At 66.0% G+C, this 12,973-nt stretch carries 5 protein-coding genes; all 5 read left to right on the top strand.

Features of this window, described 5'->3' with window-relative positions; genetic code table 11:
- Positions 1 to 10: 10 nt before the first annotated feature.
- Positions 11 to 1,507 (top strand): type II secretion system ATPase GspE, encoded by a 1,497-nt coding sequence (gene gspE / locus G513_RS0115445; protein ID WP_022977761.1) that lies wholly within the window; start codon positions 11 to 13, stop codon positions 1,505 to 1,507.
- 16 nt (positions 1,508 to 1,523) lie between these two features.
- Positions 1,524 to 2,747, top strand: coding sequence for a type II secretion system inner membrane protein GspF (gene gspF, locus G513_RS0115440; protein ID WP_022977760.1), 1,224 nt, complete (start codon positions 1,524 to 1,526; stop codon positions 2,745 to 2,747).
- A 76-nt stretch (positions 2,748 to 2,823) separates the two neighbouring features.
- Positions 2,824 to 4,848 carry an AsmA family protein gene (locus tag G513_RS23405; RefSeq protein ID WP_084711570.1) on the top strand — a complete coding sequence of 675 codons (2,025 nt, stop codon included), beginning with the start codon at positions 2,824 to 2,826 and terminating at the stop codon, positions 4,846 to 4,848.
- A gap of 305 nt (positions 4,849 to 5,153) precedes the next feature.
- Positions 5,154 to 11,015 carry a DUF8508 domain-containing protein gene (locus tag G513_RS23400; protein WP_156891722.1) on the top strand — a complete coding sequence of 1,954 codons (5,862 nt, stop codon included), beginning with the start codon at positions 5,154 to 5,156 and terminating at the stop codon, positions 11,013 to 11,015.
- Positions 11,012 to 12,961, top strand: a complete 1,950-nt coding sequence (locus tag G513_RS0115425; RefSeq protein ID WP_156891720.1) for a hypothetical protein — start codon at positions 11,012 to 11,014, stop codon at positions 12,959 to 12,961. Before G513_RS23400 ends, G513_RS0115425 begins: the two co-directional genes overlap by 4 nt.
- Positions 12,962 to 12,973: the final 12 nt, after the last annotated feature.

The raw sequence follows: 12,973 nt of genomic DNA, 5'->3' as shown, positions 1-12,973 counted from the left end.
AAGCACTGTCATGGAAGCTGCGAGCCCCGTCCTCCGCCGGCCACCGTTCGCGTTCGCGAAACGGCACGGACTGATCGTCTCGGTCGACCGCGGCGACGCCGTCGAACTGGTCTGCCGTCCTGGCGTCAGCATCGATGCCGTGCAGGAAGCGCGGCGCTTCGTGCGGCGCCCGGTGAAGATGCGCAATGTCAGCCTCGATGAATTCGACGCATTGCTGCAGCGAACCTATGAAGGCCAGACCGGCGCCAGCGCCGCGCTTGCCGACGGCCTCGAAGAAGACAGCGCCGATATCGACAGCCTGAGTGCCGCGCTCGCCGAAGCGCAGGACCTGCTGGAAACCGATGACGACGCGCCGATCATCAAGTTCATCAACGGCCTGCTCGTCGAAGCGATCAAGGAAAACGCTTCGGACATCCACATCGAGACCTTCGAGACCCGGGTGACGGTGCGCTTCCGCATCGACGGCGTGCTGCGCGAAATCCTCAATCCGCCGCGCTCGCTGGCGCCGAAGATCGTCTCGCGCGTGAAGATCATGGCCAAGCTCGACATCGCCGAGAAACGCCTGCCGCAGGACGGCCGCATCAGTCGTGCGTTCGGCGGCCGCAAGGTCGACGTCCGTGTATCGACGATCCCCACCGGCGGCAATGCCGAGCGGGTGGTCATGCGTATTCTCGACAAGCAGGCCGAGCGCCTCGATCTCGAACAGCTCGGCATCGATCCGGTCCAGACCGCGACCTTGAAGCGGATCATCAATCGCCCCTACGGCATCATGCTGGTCACCGGCCCGACCGGCTCGGGTAAAACGACGACCCTGTACTCGGCGCTGTCAACCCTGAACGACCGCAGCCGCAACATCATGACCGTCGAAGACCCGATCGAGTACTACATCGATGGCGTCGGCCAGACCCAGGTCAACCTGCGTGTCGAGATGACTTTCGCCCGCGGCCTGCGCGCGATCCTGCGTCAGGATCCGGACGTGGTGATGGTCGGCGAAATCCGCGATCTCGATACCGCGCAGATCGCCGTGCAAGCTTCACAGACCGGCCATCTGGTGATGTCTACCCTGCATACCAACACTGCCGTCGGCGCCGTCACGCGTCTGCGCGACATGGGTGTAGAGCCTTACCAGCTATCGTCGTCGCTCGTCGGCCTGATGGCGCAGCGTCTGGTGCGCACCCTGTGCAAGCACTGCAAGACGCCGTACGAACCGAAGCTTGCCGAACTCGAACAGCTCGGCGTGCCGCATCGCACCGACTTGCTGCTGTACAGGCCGGTCGGCTGCCCGCTGTGCCGGCACACCGGCTTCGCCGGCCGCAGCGGCATCCACGAGATCATCGAAGTCGATCGCAAGCTCGAAGCGCTGATCCACGACAATGCCTCCGAGCAGATCCTCGAAGCCGCCGCCCGCGAGCGCGGCGCGGGTATCCTGCAGTCCGGACGCAACAAGGTCATCGCCGGCGACACCACCCTGAGTGAAGTGCTGCGCGTGACGATCGAGGAAAGCTAGGCCTCCGGCCGTCCTCATGTCCGCCTACGAATACAGCGCGCTCGACACCCGCGGCCGCCAGGTCAAGGGCCTGATCGAGGGCGATACCCAGCGCCAGGTTCGCCAGCTGCTGCGCGACCGCAGCCTGACGCCGCTGGAAATCAAGGAAGTGGACGACAAGGGCAGCCGCAGCTCGCGGGCCAACCTGCCAATCACTCGTGGCGGCAGCCTGAACTCCACCGAGCTGTCGCTGTTCACGCGCCAGTTGGCGACGCTCACCCGCTCCGGCCTGCCGCTCGATGAAGCGCTCGCGGCGGTGTCGCAGCAGAGCGAATCGAAGCGCGTCCAGCGCGTGACCTTGGGCGTGCGTTCGCGCGTCACCGAGGGCAACAGCCTGGCGCGGGCGATGGGCGAATTTCCCGGCGCCTTTCCGACTCTGTTCCGGGCGACGATCGAAGCCGGCGAATCGGCCGGCAAGCTCGATTCGGTACTCGAACGCCTCGCCGACTATGCCGAGCGCTCGCAGGCGATCCGCAGCAAGGTGATGCTGGCAACCTTCTATCCGGCGATCCTGACTTTCGTCGCGATCGGCGTGATCTCGCTGCTGATGTCCTACGTGGTGCCGAAAGTCGTCGGCGTGTTCGATTCGATCGGCGCCGACCTGCCGCCGCTGACCAAGGGCCTGATCGCGACCAGCGAGTTCCTGCAGCACTTCGGCTTCGGCATCTTCATCGCGCTGCTGCTCGGCGTGTTCGTGTTCCGTCGTGCGCTGAGGAACGACGGCTTCCGTCGCAAGTACCACCTCTGGGTGCTGCGCCTGCCGTTGATCGGCCGTCTGGTGCGCGGTGCCAACACCGGCCGCTTCATGCGCACCCTGGGCATTCTGTTCGGTGCCGGTGTACCGATTCTCGATGCGCTGCGGATCGGCTCGCAGGTGGTGGAAAACCTGCCGATGAAGGAAGCAATCGACGCGGCGGCGAAGCGTGTCCGTGAAGGCGCCTCCTTGAACAAGTCACTCGCCGAAAGCCGCTTGTTTCCGCCGATCACGATGCATCTGATCGCCTCCGGCGAATCCTCCGGCAAGCTCGACGACATGCTCGATCGCGCCGCCGAAAATCAGGAACGCGAACTGGAAACGCTGATCTCGGCGCTGATGAGCCTGTTCGAACCGATCCTGATCCTGACCATGGGCACCGTGGTGCTATTGATCGTGCTGGCGATCCTGCTGCCGATCTTCAACCTGAACCAATTGGTGCAATAACAGGCGTCGAGGCAGCCTGCGGGCTCGTTTCCTGCTGCCCCATGGGTTCGAACTCGCCATCAAGAGCCGCCTGACCATGCCGACCACCCTCCAGCCACGCCGGCAGCCCGAGCGCCGTTTCGCTTCTTCATTGGGCGCCAAGCTGATCGCGATCCTGCTGATCCTCATCCTGCTCGTGGTGCTGCTGTGGGATTGGAACTGGTTCAAGCCGCTGCTGGAATCACGTGCTTCGGCGGCGTTGAACCGCCCGGTGACGATCGCCAATCTCGACGTCAAGCTGCGCTGGCATCCGTGGATCATTGTCGACGACATCGTCGTCGCCAATCCGCCGGAGATGACCCCGGAAATGCCCGACGGCTCGCTGGCCAGCGTCGGCCAGCTCAGCGTGCACATCAATCCCTGGGCGCTGTTCGACGGCAAGGTAGTGCTGCCGGATCTGATCATCGATCGCCTGCGCGGTGACCTGCGGCCGGCGCCGTCGGGTGCTGGCAACTGGGTGCTCGACCTGCCGCCGGGCGATCCGAACCAGCCCGGCCCCACGATCGACATCGGCACGCTCAGCATCATCGACGGCACGGCGCACGTCCTCGATCCGGCCCACAAGGCCGATTTCGTGCTGACCGCGCACACCGAGAATGCGGACGCCGGCGCCGAAGCGAAGATCATCATCACTGCCGATGGCCGTTACAGCGCCCAAGCCATCACCGCCAAACTGATCGGCGGTGCCGTGCTCGGGCTGCGCGATCCGGCCAATCCTTACAAGATCGATTTCACTGCGGCGAACGGCGCGACCAAGATCGCCCTGAACGGCACCCTGCTCGATCCGCTACGTTTTGGCGGCGCCAATGTCAGCCTTGAACTGCAGGGCAATGATCTCGCCGCCCTGTTCCCGCTGACCAACATCCCGCTGCCGGAAACGCCGCCCTACAAGCTCAAGGGGATGCTCGACTACAGCGAGCAGAAGATCCGCTTCACCGACTTTCATGGCGTCGTCGGTTCCAGCGATCTGGGCGGTGATCTCTACTACCTGCCGCGCAAGGATCGCCCGGAGATCACTGCGAATCTCGTTTCCCAGAAAGTCGTGTTTGCCGATCTCGCCGGCTTCATCGGCGCGCCTCCGGGGAAGGATGGTGCCGCCAACGACACGAAGCAGCAGAAGGCCGAGCGTGACAAGCAGGAAGCGAAGGCGACACTGCTGCCGGATCAGCCGATCAACCTGCCAAAGCTGCGCGCTGCTGACATGCATGTCAGCTACAAGGCGGAGCGCATCGAAACCGATGACCTGCCGCTCGACAATATCATTGCCGTGCTCGATATCGTCGACGGCAAGCTGACCATGAAACCGCTGAGCTTCGCCGTCGGCACTGGCGCGATCGCGCTGAACATCGCGCTCGATGGCCAGCAGGATCAGGTGCATGCGGTGGCCGATATCGACTTCCGCAAGGTCGATCTCGGCCACATCCTGAAGAAGAGCACGATCTTCCGCGGCACCGGCGTGATCGCCGGCTCCGGCCGGATCGACACCACCGGCAACTCGCTGAAGACCATGCTCGGCCGCGGTGATGGCCAGCTGAAGCTGTTCATGACCGGCGGCGATCTCAGCGCCATCCTGATCGACCTCGCCGGTCTCGATCTCGGCAACGCCTTGCTGTCGGCGATCGGCATTCCGCGCCGCACCGACCTGCGTTGCATGATCGCGGACTTCGGCCTCAAGGACGGACAGGTCGACACCCGCACCCTGCTGCTCGATACCACCGAGGCCAATGTCATCGGCAGCGGCGCGATCAATCTCACCGACGAGAAGATCGACTACAAGCTGAAGACCGAGCCGAAGCACTTCAACATCGGCTCCCTGCCCGCGCCGATCATCATCAAGGGCCCGCTGAAGTCACCCAGCGTTGCGCCGGAGTACAAATCGCTGGCGCTGCGGGGTGCTGCTGCGGCCATACTGGGCGTCGTCGCCACCCCGCTGGCCGCGCTGATCCCCACGGTCCAGCTCGGTCTTGGTGATGACAACGACTGCGTGGCGCTGCTGAAAACCGTCGGCGCGCCGCCGTCGGCGACCAGGCCCAAGGGTAAAAGCAAAGGCAAGGGCGGCTAGCCGCTCCACGCCGTTCCCAGATGCGCAGAAATTCCGGGGAAAGCTCCGGAGCTTCAGTATGGGCAATGGCTTTTCAAAGCCGATTTCCGGTTCGCGATCGGGAAGTTTTCCGGGGTAATCCGGGAATAAATCCCATATCTGGCAGTCCTTCCAGACCCGTACCGTCCCTGCATCCAGCAACTCCCTATCGCCGCTACTGGCTGATGGGAGCATAAAGCTTGATGTTGATTCAGAGGGACCGGTGATCCGGCTCCTGCCTCCGCATCAAGCGAACAAAAACGGTTCGCGCGGAAGGGAGCTTGATCATGAAGCAGGTCGTCGTGTCGGCAGCGCTTGCCACGCTGTTGCTGTCGTCATTCACGCCTGCTGCACAGGCCCAGGACGCCAGCGGCGTGGTGATCAGCCAGTTCGCATCGCGCGGGCCCGGTGGGCCCAACGATGATTTCATCGAACTGTTCAATGCCGGCACCACGCCGGTCGATCTGAACGGCTGGACCATCCGCAGTTGCTTCGGCAGCACGACGGCCACGTTCCTCGCGCAAGGCACGATCGAAGGCAGCTTCGTGCTGCCCCCGCGCGGGTACTTCCTGCTGGGAGGATCGGGCTACGCCCGCAGCACGCCGGCAGACGCTTTCTTCAATCAGCTTTCCGAATTCCTGACCATGGCCTTCAACGGTCGGTCCGGGATCCAGATCCTCGATGCAACCGGCGCCGTTCGCGACGGCATCGGCTCACCCGTATCCGTTGCCCAGCCGGCCGGCAGCCATTGCCGTGAAGGTGCCGGACGCGCGACGGTCAATACCGGCGTTGCCGATGTCGCCTACTACCGCCGCGTGGTCGGTGGCCAGCCACAGGACAGCGACGACAACGCCGTCGATTTTCCCGGCGATCCGGTCGCCGCCAACCCGCGCAACCTCGCCAGTCCGGCGGCAACGGTGACGCCGCGCCCGAACGTGTCGCTGTCGACCAACGCCACGACGATCAACGAAAACGGCGGCGTTGCCACGATCACCGCGACCCTGTCGGCAGCATTCACCGATCCGGTCACCGTCGGCCTGCGCTTCGCGGAATTCGCCCGGAACGGTGTCGACTACACGCCGTCGGCAAGCACGATCACCATCGCGCCCGGCGCCACCACCGGCAGCATCACGCTGACCGCCAGCGATGACGCGGTATTCGAAGGCGCTGAAACCATCGCCGTGGTGCTCGATACGCTGGACAACGCCGTGCGCGGCACGCCGGACCGGGTCGGCGTGACGATCGCCGACAACGAAGCCGTGCCGACGACGGTCGGAGCACGCGTCTATCAGATCCAGGGCGTGGCGCATCGCTCGCCGCTGGTCGGTCAGACAGTCACCGATGTGCCGGGCATCGTCACTGCAATCGCCGCCGACGGTTTCTATCTGCAGGACCCGGATGGCGATGGCAATCCGGCAACCTCGGATGCGGTATTCGTCCGCACCGCCGGCGCGCCGGCGGTCACGATTGGCAGCAAGGTCGCAGTCAGCGGCCGGGTCAACGAGTTCCGTCCGGGCGGACTGAACGGCCTGAACAATCTGTCGGTCACCGAAATCGTCGCCGGCACGGTCTCGGCCAGCGCCTTCCCGTTCGCTAACGGCACCGTTGCGGCGACCACCATCGGCACCGGCGGCCGAGTGCCGCCGGCCGAGATCATCGACAACGACAGCACCGGCAATCTCGAAACCAGCACCACGACGGTGTTCGATCCAGCGCAGGACGGCCTCGATTTCTTCGAAAGCCTGGAAGGCATGCTGGTGCAGGTCAGCAATGCCCGGGTGATCGGCCCCAGCGACGGCAACGGCAATCTCTGGGTGGTCGGCGACAACGGCGCGAACGCGACCGGCAGCAACGCTCGCGGCGGCCTGACGGTGATCGAGCGCAGCCCCGGCGTCATCGATTACAACCCCGAGCGCATCCGCCTCAGCGGCGGCCTGCCAGGCATCGCTGGCCCGGTCGCCGATGTCGGCGACACCCTGGCCTTGGCGCGCGGTGTGTTGAGCTATGACAACGGCAGCTTCGCGCTGCGCCTGACCGCAGCACCCGCCGTCACTCGCAATGCGCTGCCGGTGGACTCGAGCCGGATCGCTCCCGGTGGCGATCGCCTGAGCGTGGTCACCTACGCGCTCGGCAATCTGGGGCCGGCCGAGACCACCCGCTTTGCCCGCATCGCCAGCCAGATCGTCAGCCGCCTCGGCGCGCCGGACATCATCAATCTGAGCGGCATCCAGGACGACAGCGGTGCGGCAGACGACGGCGTCGTCACGGCCGCCGCCACCATCCAGGGGCTCCTGAACGCGATCAGCTCGGCCGGCGGCCCGGCCTATGTCGCGTTGCAGATCGATCCGAGCAATAACGCCGACGGGGGTCTGCGCGGCGCCAACGGCCGCATCGTGCAGTTGTACAACCCGGCGCGGGTCAGCCCGAACCCGGGGGTCTCCGGTGCCGGCGGGCCCGGCAGCTTCATTGCCCTGCTGTCCGGCCAGACCATCGGCCCGATCACGCCGAACCTGTCGCCGGCCTTGCTGCGTCCGGAAATCCCGGCGTTCGCCAACAGCCGAAAGCCGCTGGTCGCCGGCTATCGTTTCAATGGCCGCAACCTGCTGCTGGTCGGCAGCCATTTCATCGAGACCGACGGTGACGACAGCCTCACCGGTCTCAACCAGTCTGCGCAGGCTGCCAGCGATGGACAGCGGCGACTGCAGGCGACGGCCATCCACACGTTCGTCCGCAACGCGCTGGCCCTGGATGCCCGGCTGCGGGTGATCGTGCTCGGCGATTTCAACGCTGATGACTTCCGGCCGCCGCTGCGCATCCTGCGCAACGGCCCGCTCGGTACCGGCGACAGCGAAGGCACGTTGCCGGCGCTGGTCAATCTCGGCGTGCTGCGGGTGGCCGATGCCGCCGAGCGCTACACGCAGATCGTCTCCGGCAATGCGCGCGCCAGCGATCACATCCTGGTCACCAACGAGCTGAACGATCCGGCGGCTGAAGTGCAGTACGTGCACGTCAACAGCGAGTACGCCGATCGTGCTGCCGACCGCGACGCGGTGCTGGCGTCGCTGCCGCTGTCGCCGAACACAGCGCCCGTCGCCCGTGCGCAGGCCGATCCGACGGTCTCCGGTCCCGGTAACGGCGTCAGCCTGTTCGACGACGGCAGCAGCGACAGCGATGGCGCAGTGAGCAAGTTCAGCTGGAGCCAGGTCAGCGGCCCGGAAGTCAGCATCGACAATGCTTTCTCGGCCAACAACGCAGGCTTCACCACCCCCGAACTTGATGCGACCTCGGTACTGACGTTCCGACTCACGGTCACCGACAACGACGGCGGCACCGGCTTCACCGATGTGCCGGTGACCATCACCGTTCGCGATGGCGACTTCACGGTCGAGCCTTTCTCGTTCAACCCGATCACGGGTGTGGAACCCGGCAGCACGCAGACCAGTAACGAAATCATCATCGCCGGCATCGACACCTCGGCGAACCTGTCGATCGTCAACGGCAGCTACAACATCGATGGCGGCGATTTCGTCACTGATCCAACTCAGGTCTTCGGCGGCGAGCGCATCCGCGTCCGCACCAATGCGTCGGCAAATTTCTCGACCACGGTCACCGCCACCTTGAGCATCAGCGGCGTGTCGGCGGATTTCACCGTCCGCACCCGCGATGGCAACAAGGTACCGCTGCCGTTCAGCTTCCCGGCCCTCAGCAACGCCGAACCGGGCGCAACGGTGGTGTCCGACAGCGCGGTGATCACCGGGCTGCAGTCGCCCTCGCCGATCACCGTCAGCGGTGGTCTGTACTCGATCAATGGCGGGCCGTTCACCGCGGCTGCCGGCAATGTGTCGAACCTCGATACCGTGCGCGTGCAGCAGACGGCGTCGACTGCCTTCGAGACCACTACCGTGGCCACCGTGGTCATCGGCGGCGTCAGCGGCAGCTACAGCGTCACCACCCGCGGCGCCGACACCACGCCGGATGCGGTCGCCTTCACGCCGGTCACCGGCGCCACGCCGGGCGCCACGGTGACTTCAGATTCGATCAGCATTTCCGGCCTGGAGCAGGCCGCCTCGATCACCGTCAGCAACGGCCTGTACTCGATCGACGGCGGGCCATTCACCAACGCGATGATCGGCACCGTCAGCAATGGCAACGTGGTGCGCGTGCAACAGTCGGCCTCGACCGCGTTCTCGACGACCACCGTCACCACGCTGAACATCGGCGGCCTGGCGATTCCGTTCAGCGTCACCACCGTCGACGCACCGGACACCACACCGGCGCCGTTCGCATTCACGCCGGCTACCGGCGCCGAACTGAACAGCCTGGTGATCTCCAACTCGATCACCGTCGCCGGCATCAATTCGCCGACGCCGATCTCGATCAGCGGCGGCCTGTACTCGGTCAATAACGGGGCGTTCGTCGGTGGTGCCACTCTGGTCAATGCCGGCGATACGGTGCGTGTGCAGCGCGCCGCCTCGAATCTGCCGGCGACCACGACGACGGCGACGCTGACCATCGGCGGCGTCAGCGGCGGCTTCAACGTCACCACCCGAACCGCCGACGGCACGCCGGGCGCGTTCAGTTTCGCGCCGGTCAGCAACGCCGAACCCGGCGCCACCGTGACCTCGGCCGCGATCACCGTCTCAGGCCTCGAAGGGCCGGCGGCGATCAGCGTCACCGGCGGTCTGTACTCGATCAACGGCGGCGCGTTCACCGCCACGCCGGGCACGGTCGACAACGGCAACACGGTGCGCCTGCGGCTGACCGCCTCGGCACAGTTCTCGACGCCGGTATCGGCCAGCTTGAGCATCGGCAGCCAGCAGGGCACGTTCACGGTCACCACCCGCGCCGGCGACTTCACCGCCGATGCGCCGAGCTTCGCTTCGGTGACCGGTGTGGAACCCGGTGCGCTGGTGACTTCGGCGACCAGCGTCGTCAGTGGTCTCGAAGTGCCGGTGGCAATCACGGTTTCCGGTGGCCTGTATTCGATCAACAACGGGCCGTTCACCGCCCTCGCCGGCCTGATCAGCAACAACGACAGCCTGCGCCTGCAGCAGACGGCGGCGAGTCTGCCGGCAACCACGACGACGGCGACGGTCAACCTCGGCGGCGTCACCGGCAGCTTCAGCGTCACCACCCGCGGTGCCGACACCGTGCCGAACGGCTTCAGCTTCGCGCCGTTCAACAACGCAGAACCGGGGGCCGTGATCAGCAGCGGCGCGGTAATCGTCAGCGGCATCGAAGCACCGGCGACGATCAGCGTGGTCAATGGCCAGTACTCGATCAACGGCGGCGCGGCGACGGCGGAAACCGGCAGCATCGCCAACGGCGACAACGTGCGCGTGCAGCAAACCGCCAGCAGCGACTTCGCGTCCACCACCACGGCGACCCTGAACATCGGCGGCGTGTCAGCCGGATTCAACGTCACCACGCGAGCGGCGGATGTGATCCCCGATGCCTTCGTGATCGCAGCTATCAGCGGCGCGGTGCCGGGCGACACGGTGATCTCGGCGACCGTGTTCGTCGCCGGCCTCGAAGCACCGGTGCCGATCGCCGTCGCCAACGGCCGCTACTCGGTCAACGGCGCGGCGTTCACCGCGGAGCCGGGGCTGGTCGGTAATGGCGCAGCGATCAGAGTCGAGCACATCGCGGCCGCCGGCTTCACCACCACCAGCCGGGCGACCCTGACCATCGGCGGTGTCGCCGGCGACTTCGTGGTCACCACCCGCGCTGCCGATACCGCGCCGGATGCCTATGCGTTCACGGCCGTCGATGGCACCGCGCTGCTGACCGCGCAGGTCTCGAACGCGATCACGGTCAGCGGCATCGAAGTGCCGACGCCGATCTCGGTCATCAACGGCGAGTACTCGATCAACGGCGGGCCGTTCGTGACGCCGGTCGGCATCATCGCCAACGGTGACAGCCTGCGCGTGCGCCACACCAGTTCCGATCGTCCCGGCACCACGACGGTGACCACCGTGGCCATCGGCAATCTCAGCGCCCAGTACCGGACCACGACGGCAGCGGCCACCGATCCAGGACCCGGGCCCGGCCCCGGTCCTGGTCCGGCGCCGTCATCGGGCGGCGGCGGTGCGATGAATCCGCTGTGGCTGCTGGCGCTGTTGCTGGTACGACGGCGGAGGCGCGCATGAACAAGCGCCTGCGCTGCGTTTCCAGCCTGCTCGCAGCGGCGCTGCTCGCCGGCTGTGGCCGCGACAACGGCCGCATCGCCGATCCGCCGCCGGTGCTGCCGACCTTCTCCGGCATCGTCAGCATTGGCCAGGCGACCTCGCGTATCGAGGTTCAGGTGGCCAGCAATGGCACCTTTCCTCGTGACGGCCGCTTTGGCCAGAACGGCCAATTCATCGTGCCGCTGGCGGCGCTGACCGCGCCCTATCTGGTGATCGGCAGCGCCGATCCGCTCGCCAACCCGGACGCCGTTCCGCTCAAGCTCGCAGCGGTCACGCGGGCGAACAGCGGCACGATCAACGTCACGCCGCTGACCCAACTGGTGGTGCTGGAGCTTGCCCGTCAGGAACCGGTGACCTATTTCAACCGGCTGCTGAGCGCCGGCGGCATTCCGATCGCCGCGCGGATCGCCGACTTCGCGCCGTTCACCGATGCCGCGATCACCAGCGCCCAGGCCACCGTCGTGCGCCTGCTGCGTCAGGAACTCGGCATCGTCGTGCCGGCATCGGTCGCCACTGGCGACTGGGTGACCACGCCGTTCGCCGAAGTGGCAGGCGATCCGATGTACGACACGCTCGCCGCATTGAGCGCGAGCATCGCGCGCAACCAGTTCGTTCCCGGCAGCTATCCGAACAACCGCATCGACGAACTGGCGCGCTGCGCCCGCGAGCAGATCGGCATCACCGTGGGGCCTGAGTTCTACCAATTCTGCCCGGTCAGCCGCGATGCGCTGCCGGACGAGGCCGACGCCTCGGTGCTGGTGTTCCGCCTGTTCGACATCCGCGGCAACACGCTCGCCCTGCGGCTGCGCGACAGCACGGTGATCGGCATCGAGCTGCGTCGCTCCGGCCTGCCGCTGTACAGCTGCATCGAGACGAGCTGCAGCCTGGTGATGGTCGGCGGCGAAGTCAGCGATCGCTCGCGGCCGCTGACTTTCTCGAACACCGTGCTGAGCGCCGACGACGGCAGCACCGCGCAGCTGGTGGGCACCGCGATCGGCGGCGTACCGGGCCGGCCGGCAATCAACTGCGATGGCGTCGAAGGACTGGCGCTGTTCGTCGCCTTTGCCGATGGCACCGCGACGGCGCAGTGCGCCAGCGCCAATGTTCGATTCGAGGCAGTGGCCAGCTCGCGCTATGTCTATCGCTCCGGCGTCGATGTGCTCCCGGTGCCGGAAGTGCGGGTCGACGGCAATCGGCTGCTGAGCATCACGCTGTTCCAGCAAGATGAAAACAATCGGGCGCTGCTGCCCTTGTTCGAGTGCGTCGGCGACGCCTGCAACGGTGCATCGCTGAGCGAGTTCATTGCGCTTGGCAACCTGACCAATGCCGAGCGAACGCTGAGCCTGAGCGGCACGGTGCTGCAAAGCCTGAGCGGCGGCACACCGGTGACGCTCGATGGCGGCATCAATCTCGGCAACCGCATCGATCGAATTCCGCCGGACTGCTCGAAGTTTCCTGCCAGCGAAACGGTGCGCGTACGAGTCGAAGGCGAAACCGACAACTGGGATGTCTGCCCGCCCTATGACATCGACGAGGGCACGGTCAGCGGTTTCGTGATCCGTGACGCCAACATCGGCCAGTTTCCCGGAGCCCAGCTCGGCGACTACGTCTACGGCTTCGCCAACAATCAGGCGCGCAGCGAGTCCTCCCTGGCGATCATCGCCAGTCCTGCCGGCTTGGTCCGAAGGCTCCAGTACGACCGCGCACAAGGAGAAAGCTTCGCCTGCACCGATGCCGGCTGCCTGTCGGCGGTGACCATCGGCCCGGCCAATGCCCAGAGTGCCCATGTAGTGACCATCGCGCCGATCACGGTGCCGGAAGTGCTGCTCGGCGACCGGCCGGGCGATCGCCGAGTCAGCCTGCAAGGTCAGCTGCTGACCGCGCCGGATCGCAGCTTCAATGACTGACCCGGGGCGAAC

The sequence above is a fragment of the Nevskia ramosa DSM 11499 genome (assembly GCF_000420645.1).
In the GTDB taxonomy this organism is placed as follows: Bacteria; Pseudomonadota; Gammaproteobacteria; order Nevskiales; family Nevskiaceae; genus Nevskia; species Nevskia ramosa.
This window is presented reverse-complemented; position numbering and strand designations above follow the sequence as displayed.